Raw genomic sequence first — 21,512 nt, forward strand, 5'->3', positions numbered from 1 at the left:
TACACTACCGAACGTAGATCAAAACGCGTCCGATGGCCGGGTGCGGCGGTCAGTAACCGCGCTCGAAATCCACTTCACCGCGCAAGGCTTGCTTTGCCTTGTATGCGCGTACGTTGTCCAGAAACAACTCCACCATCATCGGCGGCGACGTCGGCGCAGAGCTGTGCCCAGTCAACAACAGCCCCCAGGCGGTCCAGAATGGATGGCGCTGCGGCAGCGGTTCCTGGCGGCACACGTCGATCACCGCACCGGCCAGGTGCCCTTCTTTCAACGCCTCGACCAGATCCGCATCGACCACCGCCACGCCACGCCCGACGTTGATGAACAGGCCGGTGGGCTTGAACTGCTTGAACAGCGCCGCGTCGTACAGGTCATGGGTGTTGGGTGTGTTGGGCAACAGGTTGATCACATAATCCACCTCCCCCACCAACCGGCCCAGTTGGTCCGGCCCGGCCACTTCTATAAAGGGCTCCTGCTCACGCGCAGTGCTGGCGATGCCGTACAGCTTGACGCCAAACGGCACGAGGAATCGGGCGACGCTCCGGCCGATATCCCCCGTGCCGACGATCAACACCTTGCGTCCGGCCAGGCTCTGGCCCATGCGGTTGTCCCACTTGCGCTCGACCTGGCTGACCAGGCGCGCCAGCACCTCGCGCTCATGGCCGAGCATGTAGGTCAGCACAAACTCGGCCATCACCTGGCCGAAAATCCCCACCGCACGGGTCAGGCGATAGTCGCGTGGCAAGCCGTCGGCCAGCAGCGGCGTGATGCCGGCCCAGGTCGACTGCAGCCATTGCGGGTGGTGGCCCTGGCGCAGCAGGGTCGCCAGCAGGTCCGGCTGGCCCAGCCACACCGGGCAGTCGGCGGCCAGGCGCGACAGCTCGGCGGAGTCGCCGCTGGTCAGCACTTCCAGCTCCGGCGCTGCTTCGCTGAGCAGTCGGGCATACAGCGGGTGATCCTGTTCAGCAATCAGAACACGCATGGTTCAAACCTTTCAAAAACAGTGCAGACGGCCGCCCGTATCCTTACGGCCACCGCCAACTCAAACGATTTCATTGAGAATGTGCCCCGGACAGGGCACCTACCGATCACATCGGGTCATTGCGACGCAGCAGCTCTTCGGGCAAGTGTTCGATGTACTCGTCCTCGGCCGGCGGCATTTGCAGGTGGTAGCCCTGTTTATCGAGGTTTTCCAGGACCACGGCGATGTCCTCGCGCGACAACTTACGCTCTGGTGTCAGGACCATGTCGAAGGCCAGGTGCGGTTTGCCGAACGCCACCATCAAGGGCTCGGGCACGCGCTCAAGGGCATCGCTCTTGAGCACATAGAGGTACATGCCGTCTTTTTTCAAGCTGCGGTAGATGGAGCAAATACGTTTCAAGGCTGTTCTCCGGCAGTGGCCAGGCTGTCGAGCAGCGCCTGGCCCATCAACTCGCGGCGCCAGCCACGCAGCGAGTCTGGCAGTTGGTAAGGTCCATCGGGGTAGCCACTTTTAACCAGGGCTTCGAGGGTTTTCTTGCGCAGCATCAGTTCCGGCGCCATGTCCAAGCGTTCGGCTTCGGCCTGGCCGAGGGCGCGCAGTTGTTTGATCAGCGCGGCGGCATCCACCGGCAAGGGCTCGGCCACGGCCGGCGGCCATTGGTCCGCGGGCACACTGCCAGCACGCTTGATCAGGTCCAGCAGGAACTGCCCGTCCTGGCGCACGGTGCGCGGGTGCATGTCTTCGATCTTGCCCAGGGCGGCGAGGTTATCCGGCTGGGACTTGGCCAGGGGCCAGAGCGAATGCTCGCGGATGATGCGGTTGCGCGGCAGGTCCCGGGCACGGGCCTGCTGCTCGCGCCAGGCGCACAGCTCACGCAATACGGCCAACTGCGCGCGGGACAGTTTCCACGCCAGCTTGGCGTCGCGGTACACCTCGTAGGGGTCGACTTCGCGGCGCAGGTTGGCCACCAGTTCGGCGCCATCCTCCAGCACCCACGCGAATTTGTCGTCCGACAGGCGTGGACGCAGGCGTTCGTAGACTTCGGCCAGGTGCACCGCGTCTTCGGCGGCGTAGCTGATCTGGGTCTCGGACAACGGGCGTTGCAACCAGTCCGAGCGGGTTTCGCCCTTGGGCAACTCGATGTCCAGTACGGCCTGGACCAGGCGCGAGTAGCCCATGGAGAAGCCAAGGTTCAGGTACGCAGCCGCCAGTTGGGTGTCGAACAGTGGCACCGGCAGGCTGCCGGTCAGGCGCAGCAGCACTTCGAGGTCTTCGCTGCAGGCATGCACCACCTTGATCACCGCCGGGTTTTCCAGCAAAGCAGCCAGGGGTTGCCAATTGTCGATGGTCAGGGGATCGATCAGGTAAGCGCGTACGCCGTCACCGATCTGGATCAGCCCGGCAATGGGATAGAAGGTGTCGACCCGCATGAATTCGGTGTCGAGGGCGACGAATGGCAACTGCTGCCATTCGGCGCAATGCTGGCCGAGGCTATCGTTGTCGCAGATCCAGTGAATATCGATGGCCACACGGCTCTCCCTTGAAGAATGGCGCGCAGTATATATCGCGAAAGAGCCTTGCGAGCATCCGCAGTGCACAGCCGATCATGAAAACTCAGACAGGCATTGAAGAATAGTCCGACAGGCGGGAGTTATCATCTCTTACGCAGAACATAGACACGCCATACCGCGGAGCCCGGTACGAATTCCTGATGGTGCAGCACCTTGAAACCCGCCTGGCGAAACTCGCCCTCAACCGCGGTGCGGGAGTTGACCGAGATAATCACGGTGTCGCGACTGACCCGATGAAACTCGCGCAGCAGCGCCAGGCGTCCTTCACTGTCGGGTACATGACGAAACAATTCCAGACAGAAGATGCAGTCCACCGCGTTTTCCGACAGGCCGATGGAAAACGCCGAGCCCTGGAACGTCTTGACCCGCTTGAGCAAGGATGCCGGGTGATGGGTGCGGGCATGGTCGAGCATGGCCTGGGAGTTGTCCGACGCCAGAATCACGCGGTTGACGTGCTCGGCCAGCACCGGCCAGAAGCGCCCCGAGCCACAGGCCAGGTCGAGGATCAGCCCCGGCTCGCCGGCCACTTTCAATGCCTGGCGCACCAGCCAGGCATCGCGCCACGCCACCAGGCGCCGACGCAGCCCTGGCGGGCGCGTGTCACCGCAGACGCTGGCGTGTTCACGGCCACAGCGTTCGGCGTATTCGATCTCGATGGAGGATGGTGGTTGTGACGACATCTATGGGCTCATCTGGGCGAAACGGTAGTGAACGACCTTGATTGGCAGCTTAACGGCCGCCACGTGAAAAAAAGGTCGAAGACTTTCTACCGTTAATCCCGTCATGCCTGATGCAGGTACCAACGCCAATCCTGCTCCCCGACTTCGCCCATGAACTGGCGGTATTCGGCGCGTTTGACCGCCAGGTACACGCCGAGAAATTCTTCGCCGAACGCTTCGCGCGCCCATTGGGAGCCTTCCAGCGCGCGCAGGGTGGTGAGCCAGTCGGTGGGCAGCAGCTCTTTGGCCTGGGCGTAGCCGTTGCCTTGCACCGGAGCGCCGGGGTCGCGCTGCTCGCGCAGGCCACGATGGATGCCGGCCAGGATCGCCGCGGCAGCCAGGTAGGGGTTGGCGTCGGCACCGCAGATGCGGTGTTCGATATGCCGCGAAGGCGCCGGCCCGCCCGGCACGCGCAGGCTGACGGTGCGGTTGTCGACCCCCCAGGTGGCGGCCAGCGGTGCGTAGCTGTTGGCCTGGAAGCGCCGATACGAGTTGGCGTTGGGGCAAAACAGCAGCAACGCGTCGAGCAAAGTACTGAGCATGCCGCCCACCGCATGACGCAGCAGCGGCGTGCCATCGGCTGCGTCGCTGGCGAACAGGTTGTGGCCGTCGGCATCCGCCAGGCTGACATGCATGTGCAGGCCGGTGCCCGCCAGGTCGTCGAACGGTTTGGCCATAAAACAGGCGGTCATCCCGTGTTTGTGGGCCACACCCTTGACCAGACGCTTGTAGCGCACGGCTTCGTCCATGGCCTGCAGGGCATCGGCGCGGTGCTCCAGGGTGATTTCGACCTGGCCGGGGGCGTATTCGGAAATCGCCGTACGCGCCGGGATGCCTTGCAGCTTGCAGGCACTGTAAAGGTCGGCCAGAAACGGTTCGATCTGCTCCAGTTCGCGCAGGCCATAGACTTGGGTCGCGCGCGGACGGCCGCCGTCCTGGTCGCGTGCCGGTTGCGGGCGGCCGTGGCTGTCGGGTGTCTGGTCAAGCAGGTAGAACTCCAGCTCGGCCGCCATCACCGGGTAATAGCCGTCGGCCTTGAGCGCGTCCACCACCTTGGCCAGCAACTGGCGCGGGTCCGCCACGGTGGCGGGCAGGCCTTCGCGGGGGTGCATGCTCACCTGCACCGCTGCGGTGGGGATCAACCGCCACGGCATGCGTTGCAAGCTGCCGCTGATCGGGTAGGCGCGGCAGTCGATATCGCCCACGTCCCAGACCAGGCCGGAATTTTCCACGTCATCGCCGTTGATGGTCAGGCCCAGAATGGTGCTGGGCAGCGGGCGGCCGCTTGCGTACACCGCCAGCAGTTCATCGCGGTGCAGCAGCTTGCCGCGTGGCACGCCGTTGTTGTCGAGGATAAACAGCTCGAACAGTTCAATGTCCGGGTTGTGTTCAAGAAAGGACTGGGCTTCGTGCAGGCTGGCAAAAATACTCATGGGGGCTCTCATACGGGTACGTCAGGCAGGCGCGCGGGCGCCGCCGGGCAGATGCGCACAGGTGTGCGTCATCCAATGGGTCAATCAACGTAGGAGAGCGGTATCCGGCGGGCGCGCGTGACGGCAGTGGAACAGCGCCCAGAACGCCAGCGCGGACGCCAGTGTCGCGAGGTGAGCGTCGGGGGAAGCGGCCATGGGCAATCACACTGGTGGGATGCGCGCCAGCCTCACACGCGGCGACCGCCGGTTAAATTCACGCTTGACGGAGTGTGGTTGCAGCCCGGCTAAACAATCGTCACGCCTTGCCACCCTGCCCCGCGCTGGAAATAATGGCCACCCGCCCCTGCCCCAAGGACTCGACCGCATGAAAGCTCCTTTAGCCCTCTGTGTACTGGCGAGCCTGGCCACGTCGGCCCTGGCCGACACCGGTGCGTCGCGCCTCGATGAGGTGTTGCAGCGTGGCACCCTCAGCGTGTGCACCACCGGCGACTACAAGCCCTACACCTCGCTGCGCGCCGATGGCCGCTATGAAGGCATCGACATTGCCATGGCCGAGTCCCTGGCCAAAAGCCTCAACGCCAGGATCCAATGGGTGCCTACCACGTGGAAAACCCTGATGCCGGACTTCCTGGCCCAGCGCTGCGATATCGCGGTGGGGGGCATTTCGGTGTCGCTGGAGCGTCAGAAAAAGGCCTTTTTCAGTCAGTCCCTTGGTGTCGACGGCAAGATCCCGCTGGTTCGCTGCGTCGACGTGCAGCGCTACCAAAGCGTCGAACAGATCAACCAGCCCCAGGTACGAGTGATCGAACCGGCAGGCGGTACCAACGAAGTGTTCGCCCGTACGCACTTGGGCAAAGCGCAGATTCGCCTGCACGACAACGTGACGATTTTCGACGAGTTGCTGGCGGGCAAGGCCGACGTGATGATCACCGATGCCAGCGAGGCGCGCTTCCAGCAAAAGCTCAAGCCGGGGCTGTGCGCGGTCAACCCGGACAAGCAAATGCAGTACAGCGAAAAAGCCTTTCTGCTGCCCCGGGACGACGTGGCGTGGAAAAGCTATGTGGACCAGTGGTTGCACCTGAGCGTGGCCACCGGCGTGTACGACGGCATCGTCAATCAATGGCTGGCGGCGCCCTGAGCCATAGGCGTCTACGCTGTGCTCACATCAACAAGAACGAGGATGGGTTCATGAAGGGACTGCTGAGAATGACCTGGCTGCTGCTGTTGGGATTCAGCCAGGTGCATGCCGATACCGCTCAGGATGACGATGCCCAGGCCGCGAAGGCGCTGCTGGAAAAAGCCCTGGTTTATTACCAGAGCAATGGCGACAAGGCCTTTGCCGCCTTCAGCCGCCAGGGGGAGTTTGTCGACCATGACCGCTATGTGTTCGTGGTCGACACCCAGGGTGTCTTGCTGGCCAGTGGCGGCCCCTCCTCCGCGTTGATCGGCCGCGACGTATCCGAGGTGCTCGGGCCGGACCTGCGCGAGTCATTCGAGCAAGCGCTCAAGGTGCCCGAGGGCCAGGGCATGCAGCAGGCCGACTATCGCTGGCAGAACTGGAACGACGGCAAGGTCGAGCACAAGCATGTGTTTTACCAGCGCGTGGGCGAGCGCATCCTGGCGGTGGGTTACTACCTGCCACGGGCCACCCCGGAACAGGCCCGGGCGCTGCGCAACAAAGCGGTGAATGCGTTGGTCAAGGACGAAGCCGGTACGCTCAAGGCGATCAACTCACTGCAGGGCGGCTTTCTGCAGGATGACCTGTACGTGTTCGTGGTGGACCTCAATACCCAGCGCTACGTGGCCCATGGCACCACGCTGCGGTTGATCAACACCGACTTCAGCAAGATCAAGGACCCCGACGGCAAACCGGTGGGCGAGCCGATACTCAAACTGATGACGGAGCAGGACCAGGGCGAATACAAATACCGCTGGAAAAACCCGATCACCGACAAGGTCGAGAACAAACATGCGTATATCCGCAAGAGCGGGCATTACATGGTTGCGGTCGGCTACTACAGCCCCTGATCGGCATTGGAATGCATGCGAATGGGAGGGAGCTTGGCGGGGAGCTACTGTTAGAAATCGCAGTTCCGGCCGGTGGTAGGAGGCGGGAAGTGTGGCTATGCGGCGCGCAGACGCGGGGTGAATGGGCTGACCCCCGTTATTGGGAGCCAGCCCATTTCCGCTATCACCCAGCGTGCAGACACTCCAGCGCGCGGTCGGCCAGAGTGCTGGCCATGTCAATCAAGTGCTGCGTGGCACCGGCCATATGGCGCTGCTCGCCGCTCAAGCCCTGGGTGGTGTCGGATGCGGTGGCGGCGGCGCAGCGCAGCAGGTCGCAGAGCTGGGCGAGGGCGTCTTCGAAGCTGAGGTCGTGGTGCACGGTGAAGGATGGCGGTGAGTCGGGTTGCAGGTAATGACGCAGGGCGCGGTCGAGAATGTCGCGGTCTAGGGTGAAACGGGGTGGGTCGGGGACGATTTTGTTCATGAGTGAAGCTCCTACTGAAAAAGGAGCCAGCCTGGTGTCGTTTCCACACGACAATAGGGTGGCAGCTGTACGCAGGGTGGAAAACCGGACAGTAGGACCCGGCCAGACCGAAGCCTGCCCACGTACAGCCGCCATAAAACGATCTGAAGGCCAAGTCATGCCGACATCCGTCTGATGGAGCTGGCGCTTGGCGCCCACTGAATTCCCAGGTTTCCACACCCGATCGCTGATAGGCAGCGACGGAGCGAAGGCTAGCCAGTGGAACAAGCAGGCGCAAGGCCGTGGGATTGTCTAGGAAACGTCCTGCAAATTAAAGGGATAGGGATTGCTGGCCTTTAACAATGCATGTCGATCAGGCAGCACAGGCCACAGGTGGGAGGGGCGGTGCGTATAAGGAGCAAGTGCTAAAACGGGACGGATTATGAATAATCCGTCCCGTTTTAGTGTGTTGCCGTTATGGTGTGGCTTTTTTTCCTAATGAATATTAGTTGCTGACGACCGATACGGTGTTGTTTCCATAATTTGCAACGTATATCACTCCACTGGGCAGTATCGTTATTCCCTCTGGCTTGTTGAATCCGTTAATTTGCCCCACTTCCTCCTCCGTGTGAGTATTGATGATTTTAACATTATTGGCTGTCTGCTGTGTGAAGTATGCCATGTAGGTGATTGGATCAATTGCTATGGAGTGCGGTTCTGACACCCCAATAAGTTCTCTAGCATTTGTAAGGCGGTCTGTGTTGGTGATTATGATCTTGTTTTCTCTATAATCTGGAATATATAAGCGAGATCCCATTACGCTGTTTTGGCTGTAAGCCATGGTTCCTCTAACCTCGCCGTTTAATAATTCAGGATAGAGTTGGAATGACTGTGCATCAAACGCAGCGACCCCGTGATAGGAGCCGAAGTACCCGCGAGTATCGTCTGGGTTTGCTAATACACTGTTATTGTATGTAGAGTTCGTCAAGAACTGACCTACTCTGCCACCATTCAATGCGTTGAGTACGACGCAGGTTCCATTGTGCCCACCCAGATTGCTTACAACATAAAGACGAGTTCCCGCAGCGTTTACTGTTAATGCCCGAGATCCTGTGACGGTTGTTGAAAATAAAGTCGCGTAATTTGCTGTATTTATGCACCGTACGTTTGAGGAGCGGAAGCTTACGTATAGTCGACTTCCGTCCGGGCTAATTGCAAGGCCTATCCCAGGGCCGGATATTCCAGTAATAATATGAATAACCTCATTCGTACCTGTATCAATAACCGAAATAGAGTGACTTCCATCATTGGCCACGTAAACACGAGTGCCAGCACTGTTGGATACTATCGCACTGGGATTTGTACCCACCGAAATATTCTTAATTATCCGCATCTCCCGCTTAACCGTATAAGTCGTCAACGGAAAAGGCTGCCCCCCCTTCTCAGTACTCCCATCCAACGTCACGTCACAACTAACCGTAATCGAACCATTGTTTTGCACCCCCGAGAACCAATCGCGCGCCACATCCTTATTCACCAGCCCCGCCGCCGCTTCCCCGGAGTTGATCGGGTAACTCTCAAGCACCTTCAAGTCATCCACGCCCGGACTGCTGCAGGTCAGCCATACCCTTTGGTTGATAAAGCTCAACGGCCATTTACTGACACTGGCTTTAGCTGGCCCGGTAAAGTCCGCCAGGTCCAGAACACCGCCGTCCGGCAGTCCGTTGATCAGTGGTTGCGGTAAGTGTTCCGGCCGGATCATCTGCACCGTCAGCTCTTGAATGGCAGAAGTCACCCTGTCAGTTCTGATGGTCGCCACGTAACGCAAGGTGATCGTTTTACCGACGCTGTTGGCAATGATCCTTGCGCTGATCGGGAAGTCCACGCGCCCGCCGTCCAATCCGTTCTTTCCAGAGATCGGCTCCAGGGTGCAATCGGGATAGATCCATTGCAGTTCGATAAAGTGCGTACTGTTCATGCCCTCGTAAGCCACTGCCACAAAAGCATAGTGCTCATACTGGAGTGGGTAGATGCTCAGGCTCGCACCCGGAAGGTTGTGGAACCTGGGCGCCGGCAGTTCGCTGGGCAGCGCCTGCACGGTGTAACGACGTTCGCGGAACAACACCGCGTTGGCTTTGTTCGAGCCCCGATCAAAACTGACCCAGAACTTGACGGTCAGTGTCGACTCATCCTTCAGCTTTCGCAGTTCATCCACGGGCGTTGGCGGCAGGATGCCGTTAACCTCACCGTCGGCGGTTACCAGGTTGTTGGTATACGTGGCCTCGAAGTAAGTCCCTTCCGGGTCGGCATAGGTCCCGGTGTACTCCATCCACATGCGCTGGTTCCGATGGATGAAATGCCAGGTGTTGATCATGGTGCGCTCGGTGCCGGTCAGTCGTGACAGGTCGAGTATCGGTACATCCCCCACGCCTTCAATGGTCGGGATCGGCAAGGTGTTGAGGTTGAGCAGCAACAGATCGAGGATCAACGACGGTATTTCGCGGGTACCCCGCAGCAGGAAGTATTGCACGCTGATCTGTTGGCCAAAGGGCGCGATGTTAGCCCCCACCACGTCGGCGGGGACAATGAAGTCCAGGGTTTTGTGGCTGTTGCCGTCCTTGGTTTCACTGTGGCTGCCGATGTCGGGAATGCCCGTCCATACGGCGCGGATGCGGTCGGTGGGCAGCATTTGCGGGAACGTGACCCGAATGGTCGCACCCTGTGTGACGGCTTCGGGCGTCAGTTGATCGGGGTTGCGGGAGGCTTCAAGCACTTCGGGTCGCAGCAAATCGCCCAAGGCTTGGCCAACGCTGACGATGAGAGTTTCAGAACGCAGGGCCCCGCCACTTGCCGGGATCAAGGTGTAGCTCAGACGGATCTCGCCATTGCGGTTGTTGTCGACATACATCTTGTCGACCCCAAACACCACTGGCCGGCCCGCGCTGCTGCCATTGAGGAGGATGCTATCCCCGGTACTGCCGTTAACCCCCGTGCCCACCCAGCGCCAGATGAATGTGTCACCCGGGGAGGTGCGAACATAGGGCAGTGTCACGATGGCCTGGCCAATCACATCGTCCGGATCAAGGTTGCCGCGCTCATCGACGCGGTCCAACTGCGGTGCTGGCAGGTCGGCCACCCGCTCGCCAAAGTGCACGACCAAGTGCTCGGACTCGCGGACCGTCAGCGCACCGCTGCCGCCCAGCACGCCGACCAGGCCGTCGTCCACGCGATAAAAAATCTTCACATCGCCCAACCCCACAAAGCGCTGGAATTCACTGCGCGGCACAATCCGAAAGCGCGTCGGTGGCGGTGGGGCACCGGCCAGCAAGGTTTGCTCATAGAACTCCACGCCACCACCGGTACGCATGGCTTCCATGCGCAGGGTGACGGAGTAGTTGCGGTCGTAGGGCGTGTACTCTGGAAACTCGACAGTGATGTAATCAATCGAGGGGTCGATCAAGCCGGCGTCATCTTCCACCACGTTGACCGCCGGCATGGTGGAAACCGTGCCAAAAATGGTGACCGTCAGGCGACGCGATGTGCCAAGCACGGTGCCCAGTGGAAATTGCAACTCGTAGGAGATTTGCATGGAGCCATTGATCAGCGCCTTGAGGATGCTGTTTTCCACATGGGCGTAGGTAGAGCGGCCTATACGTGCCGTGAGGGCGGGTAAATGCACAATATGCTCAGAGCCGTCAGCCCGGATGCCGCTCAACGTAATGAGAATTTGGGTACCTGCCGGTGTGGTGGAGCCGTTGGGCAGCCGGCTGGGGACATACACCTCCACCTGAAAAGAACCCTCACCCTGGGTATCGAAATTGACATGGGTAGTGTCTTCATTGTCCACCAGGAAGTACGGCCGTTCCAGCAAGTTGGGATCAAGATCACTTTCCAGATGCACCTCTTGTGACCATTGCTGAAGTTCGCCGGAAAGATTCAGCACTTCATCGTAGACCCGAAAACGGATCGTCAGTAAGCCACTGCCGTGGGGCCGGTTAATGACTTCCGGCTCCACCCGCACTTCAAGGGGCCTGGCCCCGGAAATGTGATCGGCGTCCAACTGCAACATCACCGGATGGCCGTTCCAACGAAGATCAATGGTGTCGCGAATGCGCATTTCAGGGTAACGATCAATGGTGAGAACGACTCCCTGGGCTGCGCGATCAGGGTCCAGCACGCTGCCCGGAGGTTGCAGGTCGAGGGGCAAGTGCAGTTTGAGTGCGGAGTGATAATCCTCGTTTGGGTCACGATCGAGGCCGCCAGGCCTTGTGTCCTTGATCAACCAGGTTTGCGGCACCGAGGTACTTTCCGTACCGCTGCCCACACGCACCACCCGCCCATAGCAGGACGAAACAAAGCCCAGAGGCACCAGCTCGCGGGGGATCGCCAATTGATACCGTGGCCGGTTTTCTTCGCCTGGGCGCACTTCAGCCCAGGCCAGCTCGAACGGGGAACCGCCCATGTAAAACTCGAACACATCGCCCACGTTTAAATGAAACCAGCGCTCGAAGGTCACGATCAGGCGGTTCTCGATGTGGCGGATGCCCAGTCCTCGATCGGCGCCGACCACAGAAAGAACCGGGTCGGCCACATAAGGAGGGGGCTCCAGGTCCACGACGCGGTTGCTGTTGGACGGGTAAACCACCAGGGCGTGGTCAAATGGAATGGAACCCCCGGCGGGGGAAGGCTCAATGACAGCTGGCTCATCAGACATGGCTGAAACTCCTTGCGGTAATAGCGCCAAGGGGGCGCGGGACAAGGAAATCAGACACCCGGCGGGTTGGGCTGAATAGCTGTCAACACTGACAGTAGCGACGAACGGTTGTCACGCGGTGCGGACCCCGGCAGGCGTACGGGGCAGACTTGCCCCCGCCCCAGTTTTAGTCTTGATGGTGCCGGTTATTTCGCCTTGTCCTCGCGCCCGCGCAGTAGGCGGTTGGGCATGGCCATGGCCGCCGCCAGCCCCAGCAGCGACACCGCCGCACTCACCAGCAGCAAGTGTCGGAATGTCACTGCCAGTTCGGCGCGCAGGGCATCCTGCGCAGGGCCGGGGGCGGCGTTGAGGCCGTCGAGCAGCACGTTGCCCGAACTGCCCTCGGCCACCAGCGCGCCGCTGGACAGGTGGGCGAAGCCGGAGTCCTGCAGCAGCGCCAGCAGCAACGCCGACATGCAGGCCACGCCCACCGCACCGCCCAGCGAACGGAACAGGTTGGTGGTGCTGGTGGCCACGCCGATATCCGGCTGCGCCACCGAATTCTGCGCACCCACCAGGGAGGTCGGGAACTGCATGCCGGCGGCGATCCCGCAGAGCAGCATGAACATGGCGGTGAGCAACACATCCTGGGGCGCGCTGTAAGCCATGCCGAAGATGGCCAGCGGGCTCAACAATGCACCGCTGAGGATCATCGGTTTATAGCGCCCGGTCACCGAGGTCCGACGCCCGGCGCAGTAGGCACCGATTGGCAGGCCCATCGCCAGCGGCAGCAGGTGCAGGGCGGCGCTGTCGGCACCGGCGCCGGTCACGGTCTGAAAGCGCAACGGCATCAGCACGGTCAGGGAAATCGCCTGGAAACTGGTGAAAAAAATCGTGCACCAGCACAACACCGCACTGGCATTGGCAAACAGATGCATCGGCAGCAGCGGTTCGCGCGCGCGGCGTTCATGCCACACGAACAGCGTCAGCACCACCAGCGCGCCGGCCAGCAGGCCCAGCACCTGCGAGTCACGCCAGGAATGGCCCTGGCCGATTTCAGTGACGCCCAGCAACAGGGCGGTCAAACCGATGATCATCAGCACAGTGCCGAGGTAATCGATGATCGGCTTGCGCTGAGGCACCGGCAGCCCCACCAGGGTGCGGTGGGCCACGTACCACGCAGCGGCGCCCAGAGGCAGGTTGATCAGAAACACCCAGCGCCAGGACAGGTACTCGGTCATGTAACCGCCCAGCACTGGCCCGGCCACACTGGCCACCGCGTACATGCTGCTGAAATAGCCCTGGTAACGCCCGCGTTCGCGAGGCGCGATGATGTCGCCGATGATCGCCTGGCTCACCGAAACCATGCCCCCGGCGCCGATCCCTTGCAGCACCCGCGCCAGCACCAGTTGCTCCATGCTGTGCGCCATGCCACAGAACAGCGACGCCACGGTGAACACGCCCATGCCGATCAGCATCATCGGCCGACGCCCATACAGGTCGCCGAGCTTGCCGTAGATCGGCACCGCCACCGTCATGGCCACCATGTAGCCGGAAATCACCCAGGCCAGCAGATTGACGTCGTGAAAACGCGCCGAGATGGCCGGCATGGACACCGCGACGATGGTCTGGTCAAGGGCGCCAAGGAAGATGGCCATCATCAGCGCGACCAGAATACTGCGCACGGCGGGTAACGGCGGGGTGGGATGATTAAGCTGAGTCACGCAGGAACCTTCGAACAAGGTCGTGGGAAAGGCGCCCCACGACAATGGCGAATACGATAGCAGGCTATTCGATAGCCTCGTAAGGAAGTCCGACGTAATTTTCCGCGATCGTCCGGCGCCCGGCTTCGGAGTCGATGAAGTAGTCCAACTCACTCTGGGCGATGCGCTGGCTGAACCCGTCGGCTTCATCAAACGTGTGCAGCATGGAAGTCATCCACCAGGAAAACCGCTCGGCCTTCCACACCCGGCGCAGGCAGATCGCCGAGTACTGTTGCAGCAAATCCACCCGGCCCTGGCGATACACCTTGAGCAGAATCCTGAACAAGGTACTGACATCACTGGCCGCCAGGTTAAGGCCCTTGGCGCCGGTAGGGGGCACGATGTGCGCGGCGTCACCCAGCAGAAACAGGCGCCCGTACTGCATCGGCTCCACCACGAAGCTGCGCAGCGGCGCGATGCTTTTTTCGATCGACGGCCCGGTCACCAACTGCTCGGCCAATGCGGCGGGCAGACGCTGTTTGAGCTCTTCCCAGAACCGCGCATCCGACCATTGCTCCAGTGCTTCATCCGCCGGCACCTGCAGGTAATAGCGACTGCGGGTGGGCGAGCGCATGCTGCAAAGGGCAAAGCCACGAGGGTGCTTGGCGTACACCAGTTCCGCGTGCACCGGTGGTGTGTCGGCGAGGATGCCCAGCCAGCCGAACGGGTAGACCCGTTCGAAAATGTTCAAGGCATCGGCCGGGATCGATTGGCGGGCGACTCCGTGAAAACCGTCGCACCCGGCGATGTAGTCGCACTCCAGGCGAAACGTCTGGCCCTGATGTTCGAAGGTCAGCCAGGGCCGATCGCTCTTGAGGTCGTGGGGCTGGACGTCACGTGCTTCATACAGGGTGATGGCGCCCGCATCGGCACGCGCCGCCATCAGGTCACGGGTGACTTCGGTCTGGCCGTAGACCATCACGGATTTGCCGCCGGTCAACGCTTTGAGGTCGATGTGGGCGAGCCTATCGTTGAGCGCCAGTTCGAAGCCGTCGTGCACCAGGCCGTCGCGATCCATGCGCTGGCTCACGCCGGCCTCGCGCAGCAGATCGACCATGCCCTGCTCCAGCACGCCGGCACGAATGCGGCCGAGCACGTAATCGGCGCTCTGGCGCTCAAGGATCAGAGTCTGGATGCCGGCGTTGTGCAGCAACTGGCCGAGGAGCAGTCCGGATGGACCGGCGCCGATAATGGCGACTTGGGTGTTCAGCGTTTTCATTATTTTTATGGCCCGCAAGTTCCACCCGAACGGATCGAGTGAAAGAGTTGTCATTGGTCTTGTAGCTGACATTTTTCACTTGAGCGCCCAGCATAAGAAGGTGAAAACTGCGCCAAAGCCTGCGCTTTTTGCCAATCGGGGCGATTACCGCACAACTATCCCGAGTATCGGATTTAAACCATGACCAAAACCGCGATTCCGGTCTTCAAGCTTTACGGGGAAAGCCAGCAATGGCCGACGCCCGATTTGTTGCACTGCGAAACCATTTCCCGGCGCAGTCGGGAATACCAGTGGGAAATCCAGCCCCACCGGCACGCGGATCTGTGCCAATTGCTTTATGTGCACAAAGGCCAGGCCCAATTGGAAATCGAAGGCCAGCGCACCACCCTCAATGAAGCCACGTTGCAGGTGCTGCCACCGCTGTGCGTGCATGGCTTCCACTTTGCCGAAGATGTCGAAGGTTACGTGCTGACGCTGGCGGCCCCGCTGGTGGACCATCTACAGGCGCAACTGGGCGCCACGGCCGACGCGTTGCAGATGCCGGGCAGTTACCCGGCGGGCAAGGACAGCGAGTACCTCAACCGCCTGTTCGCCCGCTTGCAGGAGGAGTACGCCGATGAGCAACCGGCCCGGGACATGCTGATGCATGCCCTGGTCAGCGTGTTGCTGGTGTGGATCAGTCGTCAGGCAATCCAGCGTCGTCACCCTCGGGCGCCACGCGGGCGTGAGTATTTCCGGCGGTTCACCCAACTGGTTGAACAGCACTACCGCGAGCATCCGAAGATCGAAGACCTGGCCCACAAACTGGGGATCTCGGTGTCGCACCTGAACGGCACTTGCCGTGAATTGGGCGGCCAGCCCGCGCTGCAGATCATGCATGACCGCCAGTTGCTGGAAGCCAAGCGCTTGCTGACGTACACCAGCATGACCATCAATGAGATGTCTGAGGTGTTGGGTTTTTCCGACCCGACCAATTTCTCGCGGTTGTTCCGTCGCCGGGTCGGCTTTTCGCCCAAGGCCTTTCGCGAGCAGCTTAAATCCAGGCAGCCTACCTGAGCGCGCTGAAACTGCCGCTGCGCGGAACGCACAGATCCTGATGGCAGCTGATCGCAAAGGTCGGCTGCATACGGGTTTGCTCGACGCGGTAGGCGGCCGTTGCGTAAAGCGCGCTGGCCAAGACGCTGAGGGCGAAAATCGTCAGGTACTTGCGGGTTTTGATGCTCATGGCACTGACCTCTGCACGGTTCTACACGGTGCTGTTTAAAGCATAGGTCAGTCAGGGCAGGTTGCCATTATTGGCCGCCATTCAACCCGTTTATGTCGCGTATAAACCCTCATCCCACGCCGGCTCCTCGGGAAAGCGCAGGACCAGGAAATCCAGCAGGCTGCGCAACGCCGAGGGCATGTGTTTGCGCGAGGCGTAGACCGCGTAGATGTTCATCTGCCGGGGATCGGCGCCAGGCAGCAGGCGTACCAGTTCGCCACGACGAACGTAGTCGCCCGCCTGATAACTGGGCAGCATGGCCACCCCGGCGCCGGCCAGGGTAAGGCGCAGTAAGGTGCTGGCCTCGTTGGCGGTGATATTGCCGCTCACCGGTACCGACACATGCTCACCCCGCTCGTCGAAATGCCACAGGCTCTTGCCGAAATAGGAGTGGGTGAGGCAATTGTGGCGCGCCAGGTCTTCGACTTTGCGCGGCGCCGGATGCTCGCGCAGGTACTCAGGCGTGGCGCACACTACCGAGCGGCAAACGCTGAGGCGCCGGGCGATCAGGTTGGGGTCCAGGTCGTTGCTCATGCGAATCGCCAGATCGATGCGCTCATCCACCAGGTTTACCGTGCGGTCGAGCAGTTGCAGATCCACCGTCACCAACGGGTGGCGCTTGACGTATTCGGCGATGGCCTCGGCCAATTGCACCTGGCCGAACGACGTACTCACACTCAGGCGCAACAGGCCGCGAGGCGCGTCGTCCGGTTCGCTCACGGCGGCCTGCATGTCGGCACCCAATTCCAGCATTTGCCGGCAACGGGGCAGGGTTTCGCTGCCCGCTGCGGTCAGGCTGAGCTTGCGTGTGGTGCGGTGCAGCAGGCGCGCGCCGACCCAGTCCTCCAGCTCGGCCAGGTAGCGCGATACCACCGGGCGTGACAGGTCCAGATGATCGGCGGCGGCGGATTGGCTGCCCAGGTCGACCACGGTGACAAACACGCGCATTGCTTGAAGACGATCCATGATCTGCCCGCTTTTAGAAACAAACTATGTTCCAGCATCGCATTTTTAGTCTTGTTTGGTGCAACTAAGCTCTGTGCATCCTTTGAATCGATGCTGGAGCTGCCCAATGTTCTCAACCTTCAAGCGCCTGAGCCTGGCCACCGCCGCCCTGGCCTTCGCCGCCCATGCGGCCGCGGCCGAGCTGAAGCTCGACGTGTACAACCCCGGCGAAGCGGCAATCTTCCCAGTCACCTCGGTGCTGGTCAGCGGCGCCAGGGACGCGATCCTGGTGGATGCGCAATTCGGCAAAAGCCAGGCCGAGCAACTGGTGCAGAACATCCGCGCCAGCGGCAAGCACCTGACCACCATCTACATCAGCCATGGCGACCCGGACTACTACTTCGGCCTCGACACCCTGACTGCGGCTTTCCCCGACGCCAAGGTGCTGGCGCCGCAACCGGTGGTCGAGCACATCAAGGCCACCGTGGCCGACAAACTGGCATTCTGGGGCCCGAAAATGGGCGCCGACAAACCGGCTAAAACCATCGTGCCGCAGGTACTTGAAGGCCACAGCCTGAGCCTGGAGGGCCAGACACTGGAAGTGGTCGGCCTGGATGGCCCACAGCCGGATCGCAGCGTGGTGTGGATCCCGTCGATCAAGGCGGTCGTCGGTGGCGTGGTGGTGGCCCAGAACATTCATGTATGGATGGCTGACACCCAAAGCGCACAGTCCCACAAAGACTGGCTGGCGACCTTGCAACGCATCCAACAGCTGCAGCCGCGCACCGTGATTCCGGGCCATTACCTGGGCACGCCGTCGCTGGCGTCGGTGGCCTTCACGGCTGACTACATCAAGGCCTTTGACCTGGAAACCGCCAAGGCCAAGGACGCCGCCGCGCTGATCGCAGCCATGAAAAAGCGCTACCCGACCCTCGCCGACGAGAGCTCGCTGGAGCTGAGCGCCAAAGTCGCCAAGGGCGAAATGAAGTGGTGAACCGCTGTAAACCCTGACTTTTACTGGAGAACATCATGAGCAAGATCGCAATCATTGGCGCCACCGGCCGTGCCGGCAGCCAACTGCTGGAAGAAGCGCTGCGTCGCGGGTATAGCGTGGTCGCCATCGCGCGCAATACCGATACCCTGGCGGCGCGCGCCGGCGTCACCGTCGAACAGGTCGATGCCCTGAATGCCGACGCTTTGCAACAGGCCATCAGCGGCAGCGACGTGGTGATCAGCGCGGCGCACTTCGCCACATTGCCCGCTGCCGCCGTGATCGGCCCGGTGAAAAAAGCCGGGGTCAAGCGCCTGCTGGTGGTGGGCGGCGCGGGTTCGCTGCTGCTGCCGGACGGCAGCCGCGTGATCGACAGTCCGGGCTTCCCGGCTGAATACAAAGCCGAAGCCAGTGCCGGTGCTGAGTTCCTTGAAGCCCTGCGCCAGGAACAGGACCTGGACTGGACCTTTCTGTCACCGTCGGCGGAATTCGTCGAGACCGAACGCACCGGCCGCTTCCGCCTGGGTCACGACCATTTGCTGGTGAGCGCCGAAGGCCGCAGTTGGATCAGCTTTGCCGACTACGCCATCGCGCTGATCGATGAAGTGGAAAAGCATCAGCACCCGCGCCAGCGTTTTACGGTCGGTTACTGATTGGTGGAGTGACTGATCCATCGCTATCGGGGACAAGCCCCCTCCCACATGCACTGACGAAACCAGATCAAAACTGTGGGAGGGGGCTTGCCCCCGATGGCGATCGATCGGTCAGTTCAAGTACCGCTGCCCCACCCTGATCTGAAGAGTGCGCCTGGCTCTGCAGCCAAGCCATCAATGCCTCTAGCTCCGGCATGGGCTGCGCGCCCGGCGCAGACACCAGGTAATAGCCCATCCCCGTCGGCACACGCCGTTCAAACGGCATGACCAGCCGCCCCACCTTCACATCCTCGCCGATCAGCGCACAATCGCCGATCGCCACGCCGGAGCCTTGGGACGCCACTGTCATCGCCAGGTCCAGGGTTTCGAAGTGATGGCCTTGGCTCACGGTGCTCAAGCGCACATCCGCCGCATTCAGCCAGAGCGTCCAGTCCCGTTCGTCACGCGTGGGGTGCAGCAGCACCTGGTGTTGCAGGTCTGCCGGCGCGCGCAGCGTCGCGAGCAAGGCCGGCGCGCAGACCGGGGTGAGTCGTTCGTCGAATAGATGCACGGCCTCGGCGGGCTGTTCGGCGATGGGCGCGTAAATCACGGCCGCATCGAAAGGCTCGCGACGAAAGTCCACGGTGTTGGCCACGGTGGTAGTGAGCTCAACCGGCACATCAGGGCGTTCCCGTTGCCATTGCATCAGGCGCGGCAGCAACCAGCGCATCACGCAGGTGGAAGCCTTGAGTTGCAGGGCCTGACGCCGACGGCCGATCTGTTCCACCGCGGCACCGACCAGGCCAAACACCTGCTGCGTGCACTGCTGCCATTCACGCCCTTGCTCGGTAAGGCTCAAACCGCGCGCCTGACGCACAAACAAGGGGTAGCCCAAGTGGCGCTCCAGCCCGGCGATCTGCCGGCTCACCGCACCCTGGGTGATGTGCAAGCGCTCGGCGGCGCGGGTGAAGTTGCAGCACTGGGCCGTGACCCAGAACGTGTGCAGCGCAGGCAGCGGCGGAAGGCGTTTCATGCGATGAGCCATGACGTGAGGACATGGCGAGTATGACGTTTTATCGATTGTGGGCGCCATGGGCCAACCGTTCCAATACCGCCTTCTCTCATTCACAAGAGCGACCTGTATGGCGACCTGCGGCGAAGTGTTGGTCAACCTCCTGGAAGGCTACGGCGTGGACCATGTGTTCGGCATACCCGGGGTGCACACCGTGGAGCTGTATCGCGGCCTGGCCCGCTCCGGTATCCGCCACGTCACCCCGCGCCATGAACAGGGCGCCGGCTTTATGGCCGACGGTTACGCACGCACCCGTGGCAAGCCGGGCGTGTGCTTCATCATCACCGGCCCCGGTATGACCAATATCACCACGGCCATGGCCCAGGCGTATGCCGACTCGATCCCGATGCTGGTGATTTCCAGCGTGCAATCGCGCAGCCAGCTGGGCGGTGGACGCGGCAAATTGCATGAGCTGCCGAACCAGAGCGCGCTGGTGGCTGGAGTGGCGGCATTTTCCCACACGCTGATGTCGGCGGCGGAACTGCCGGGCGTGCTGGCCAGGGCGTTTGCGTTATTCCAGGCCGGGCGGCCGCGCCCGGTACATATCGAAATCCCCCTGGACGTGCTGGTGGAAAACGCCGATGCGCTGCTGCCCTGCGCACCGGTTAACGTGGCCCGCGCCGGCGCGGCACCGGCGGCGGTTGCACAGATGAGCCGTTTGCTCGTCGCGGCCAAGCGCCCGCTGATCCTGGCCGGCGGCGGTGCCATTGACGCCGCCGCTGCGCTGACCGAACTGGCCGTCACCCTCGGCGCACCGGTCGCGCTGACCATCAACGCCAAGGGCCTGTTGCCGGCCGCGCATCCGCTGCTGATCGGCTCGACCCAGAGCCTGCCCGCCACCCGCGCCCTGGTGGCCGAAGCCGACGTGGTGTTGGCCATCGGCACGGAGCTTGCGGAAACCGACTACGACACCACCTTCGCCGGCGGCTTCGAAATCCCCGGTGTCTTGCTGCGCATCGATATCGACCCGGACCAGACCGTGCGCAACTACCGGCCCGAGGTGGCGTTGGTGGCGGATGCACGGATCGCCGCCGACGCCTTGCTGGCCGACGTTTTGCGCGGGCCACTGCCTGCGCGTGAACCCCACTGGGGGCGCCTACGCGTGGCGCGGTTGTGGGCTGAATTGACGCCCACCTGGGACGCCGCCACGCGCGCGCATAGCCTGTTCCTCAATACGGTTCTGCACGCCTTGCCGGACGCCGTGCTGGTGGGCGACTCGACCCAGCCGGTGTACAGCGCCAACCTGACCCTGAACCTCGACCAACCGCGCCGCTGGTTCAACGCCTCCACCGGCTACGGCACCCTGGGCTACGCCCTGCCCGCCGCCATCGGCGCCTGGCTTGGACGCGGCGACGGCCGGCCGGTGGTGTGCCTGATCGGCGACGGCGGCCTGCAATTCACCCTGCCGGAACTGGCGAGCGCGGTGGAGGCTCGTACACCGATCATCGTGTTGCTGTGGAACAACCAGGGCTATGAAGAGATCAAGCGCTATATGCTCAACCGCGCCATCGAGCCGGTGGGCGTGGACATCTACACGCCGGATTTTATCGGCGTGGCCAAAGCCCTCGGCAGCGCCACCGCCAGCGCGCACAGCGTTACGCAGTTGCGTAGGGCGTTGGATGCCGCCGCGCAACGGCAGGGGCCGACGCTGATTGAAATCGACCAGGGGCTGTGGATGAAGGAGGTGGCGGTGTGAGCCCAGTCACCACAGGGGAGCGGCGCACACACTGGTTGTGCTGAGCGAGCAGTCTGTTGCA

18 protein-coding genes are annotated in these 21,512 nt (G+C 61.9%); 6 read left to right on the plus strand and 12 right to left on the minus strand.

All coding sequences use genetic code 11. The features are described 5' to 3' along the window. Positions 1-49 precede the first annotated feature (49 nt). The 5 genes from QRN10_RS14885 to QRN10_RS14905 all read right to left on the minus strand — a co-directional run bounded on the left by QRN10_RS14885 (position 50) and on the right by QRN10_RS14905 (position 4,706). The gene (locus QRN10_RS14885; protein ID WP_181077994.1) at positions 50-982 is read right to left on the minus strand and encodes a D-2-hydroxyacid dehydrogenase; all 933 of its coding nucleotides are present in this window, start codon (positions 980-982) and stop codon (positions 50-52) included. Between the two features lie 106 nt (positions 983-1,088). Beyond that, complete coding sequence (locus QRN10_RS14890; protein ID WP_181077992.1) at positions 1,089-1,382, minus strand: YcgL domain-containing protein; 294 nt, start codon at positions 1,380-1,382, stop codon at positions 1,089-1,091. Beyond that, complete coding sequence (rnd, locus tag QRN10_RS14895; RefSeq protein ID WP_181077990.1) at positions 1,379-2,512, minus strand: ribonuclease D; 1,134 nt, start codon at positions 2,510-2,512, stop codon at positions 1,379-1,381. Before rnd ends, QRN10_RS14890 begins: the two co-directional genes overlap by 4 nt. Positions 2,513-2,637: 125 nt before the next feature. After that, on the minus strand, positions 2,638-3,234 hold the full coding sequence (locus QRN10_RS14900; protein ID WP_181077989.1) for a class I SAM-dependent methyltransferase: 597 nt from the start codon (positions 3,232-3,234) through the stop codon (positions 2,638-2,640). A gap of 101 nt (positions 3,235-3,335) precedes the next feature. Beyond that, positions 3,336-4,706 (minus strand): glutamine synthetase family protein, encoded by a 1,371-nt coding sequence (locus tag QRN10_RS14905; protein WP_181077987.1) that lies wholly within the window; start codon positions 4,704-4,706, stop codon positions 3,336-3,338. Between the two features lie 364 nt (positions 4,707-5,070). Here QRN10_RS14905 and QRN10_RS14910 point away from each other — a divergent pair, with 364 nt between their 5' ends. Next, positions 5,071-5,844, plus strand: coding sequence for a transporter substrate-binding domain-containing protein (locus QRN10_RS14910; protein WP_253511207.1), 774 nt, complete (start codon positions 5,071-5,073; stop codon positions 5,842-5,844). A 50-nt stretch (positions 5,845-5,894) separates the two neighbouring features. After that, positions 5,895-6,734, plus strand: a complete 840-nt coding sequence (locus tag QRN10_RS14915; RefSeq protein ID WP_181077983.1) for a cache domain-containing protein — start codon at positions 5,895-5,897, stop codon at positions 6,732-6,734. A gap of 163 nt (positions 6,735-6,897) precedes the next feature. Here QRN10_RS14915 and QRN10_RS14920 read toward each other — a convergent pair whose 3' ends face one another. The 4 genes from QRN10_RS14920 to pobA all read right to left on the minus strand — a co-directional run bounded on the left by QRN10_RS14920 (position 6,898) and on the right by pobA (position 14,851). Next, positions 6,898-7,197 (minus strand): DUF6124 family protein, encoded by a 300-nt coding sequence (locus QRN10_RS14920; RefSeq protein WP_181077958.1) that lies wholly within the window; start codon positions 7,195-7,197, stop codon positions 6,898-6,900. 484 nt (positions 7,198-7,681) lie between these two features. Beyond that, positions 7,682-11,890, minus strand: coding sequence for a YncE family protein (locus QRN10_RS14925; RefSeq protein ID WP_285428635.1), 4,209 nt, complete (start codon positions 11,888-11,890; stop codon positions 7,682-7,684). A gap of 185 nt (positions 11,891-12,075) precedes the next feature. Next, entirely contained in the window at positions 12,076-13,593 is a 1,518-nt protein-coding gene (locus tag QRN10_RS14930; protein ID WP_285428636.1) for an MDR family MFS transporter, read from the minus strand. A 64-nt stretch (positions 13,594-13,657) separates the two neighbouring features. Continuing rightward, positions 13,658-14,851: a 4-hydroxybenzoate 3-monooxygenase gene (gene pobA, locus QRN10_RS14935; protein ID WP_181081060.1), complete on the minus strand. Its 1,194-nt coding sequence runs from the start codon at positions 14,849-14,851 to the stop codon at positions 13,658-13,660. Between the two features lie 180 nt (positions 14,852-15,031). On the opposite strand from pobA, the gene QRN10_RS14940 reads away from it, so the two are divergent. Beyond that, entirely contained in the window at positions 15,032-15,907 is an 876-nt protein-coding gene (locus QRN10_RS14940) for a helix-turn-helix domain-containing protein (protein WP_181081061.1), read from the plus strand. On the opposite strand, the gene QRN10_RS14945 is transcribed toward QRN10_RS14940, so the two are convergent. Then, entirely contained in the window at positions 15,900-16,076 is a 177-nt protein-coding gene (locus QRN10_RS14945) for a hypothetical protein (RefSeq protein ID WP_181081062.1), read from the minus strand. The genes QRN10_RS14940 and QRN10_RS14945 overlap by 8 nt on opposite strands. A 90-nt stretch (positions 16,077-16,166) precedes the next feature. Beyond that, on the minus strand, positions 16,167-17,081 hold the full coding sequence (locus tag QRN10_RS14950) for a LysR family transcriptional regulator (RefSeq protein WP_181081063.1): 915 nt from the start codon (positions 17,079-17,081) through the stop codon (positions 16,167-16,169). Positions 17,082-17,187: 106 nt separating this feature from the next. On the opposite strand from QRN10_RS14950, the gene QRN10_RS14955 reads away from it, so the two are divergent. Both QRN10_RS14955 and QRN10_RS14960 read left to right on the plus strand, forming a co-directional pair. Then, positions 17,188-18,054, plus strand: a complete 867-nt coding sequence (locus QRN10_RS14955) for an MBL fold metallo-hydrolase (protein ID WP_253511182.1) — start codon at positions 17,188-17,190, stop codon at positions 18,052-18,054. Positions 18,055-18,089: 35 nt separating this feature from the next. Then, entirely contained in the window at positions 18,090-18,704 is a 615-nt protein-coding gene (locus QRN10_RS14960) for an NAD(P)-dependent oxidoreductase (RefSeq protein ID WP_253511179.1), read from the plus strand. Between the two features lie 67 nt (positions 18,705-18,771). Here the strand turns inward: QRN10_RS14960 and QRN10_RS14965 are convergent, their stop codons facing one another. Next, complete coding sequence (locus QRN10_RS14965) at positions 18,772-19,716, minus strand: LysR substrate-binding domain-containing protein (protein WP_285428637.1); 945 nt, start codon at positions 19,714-19,716, stop codon at positions 18,772-18,774. 109 nt (positions 19,717-19,825) lie between these two features. Here QRN10_RS14965 and QRN10_RS14970 point away from each other — a divergent pair, with 109 nt between their 5' ends. Next, the gene (locus QRN10_RS14970) at positions 19,826-21,451 is read left to right on the plus strand and encodes a 5-guanidino-2-oxopentanoate decarboxylase (protein WP_285428638.1); all 1,626 of its coding nucleotides are present in this window, start codon (positions 19,826-19,828) and stop codon (positions 21,449-21,451) included. Positions 21,452-21,512 lie beyond the last annotated feature (61 nt).

Origin of the sequence: Pseudomonas sp. lyk4-R2A-8 (assembly GCF_030209095.1) — a bacterium.
Classification (GTDB): Bacteria; Pseudomonadota; Gammaproteobacteria; order Pseudomonadales; family Pseudomonadaceae; genus Aquipseudomonas; species Aquipseudomonas quebecensis.

Bases quoted from the DNA above. Each gene is read 5' to 3' on its own strand.
- QRN10_RS14885 (WP_181077994.1), bottom strand. From the start codon at position 982: ATGCGTGTTCTGATTGCTGAACAGGATCACCCGCTGTATGCCCGACTG.
- QRN10_RS14900 (WP_181077989.1), bottom strand. From the start codon at position 3,234: ATGTCGTCACAACCACCATCCTCCATCGAGATCGAATACGCCGAACGC.
- QRN10_RS14905 (WP_181077987.1), bottom strand. From the start codon at position 4,706: ATGAGTATTTTTGCCAGCCTGCACGAAGCCCAGTCCTTTCTTGAACAC.
- QRN10_RS14910 (WP_253511207.1), top strand. From the start codon at position 5,071: ATGAAAGCTCCTTTAGCCCTCTGTGTACTGGCGAGCCTGGCCACGTCG.
- QRN10_RS14915 (WP_181077983.1), top strand. From the start codon at position 5,895: ATGAAGGGACTGCTGAGAATGACCTGGCTGCTGCTGTTGGGATTCAGC.
- QRN10_RS14920 (WP_181077958.1), bottom strand. From the start codon at position 7,197: ATGAACAAAATCGTCCCCGACCCACCCCGTTTCACCCTAGACCGCGAC.
- QRN10_RS14925 (WP_285428635.1), bottom strand. From the start codon at position 11,890: ATGTCTGATGAGCCAGCTGTCATTGAGCCTTCCCCCGCCGGGGGTTCC.
- pobA (WP_181081060.1), bottom strand. From the start codon at position 14,851: ATGAAAACGCTGAACACCCAAGTCGCCATTATCGGCGCCGGTCCATCC.
- QRN10_RS14940 (WP_181081061.1), top strand. From the start codon at position 15,032: ATGACCAAAACCGCGATTCCGGTCTTCAAGCTTTACGGGGAAAGCCAG.
- QRN10_RS14945 (WP_181081062.1), bottom strand. From the start codon at position 16,076: ATGAGCATCAAAACCCGCAAGTACCTGACGATTTTCGCCCTCAGCGTC.
- QRN10_RS14950 (WP_181081063.1), bottom strand. From the start codon at position 17,081: ATGGATCGTCTTCAAGCAATGCGCGTGTTTGTCACCGTGGTCGACCTG.
- QRN10_RS14955 (WP_253511182.1), top strand. From the start codon at position 17,188: ATGTTCTCAACCTTCAAGCGCCTGAGCCTGGCCACCGCCGCCCTGGCC.
- QRN10_RS14960 (WP_253511179.1), top strand. From the start codon at position 18,090: ATGAGCAAGATCGCAATCATTGGCGCCACCGGCCGTGCCGGCAGCCAA.
- QRN10_RS14965 (WP_285428637.1), bottom strand. From the start codon at position 19,716: ATGAAACGCCTTCCGCCGCTGCCTGCGCTGCACACGTTCTGGGTCACG.
- QRN10_RS14970 (WP_285428638.1), top strand. From the start codon at position 19,826: ATGGCGACCTGCGGCGAAGTGTTGGTCAACCTCCTGGAAGGCTACGGC.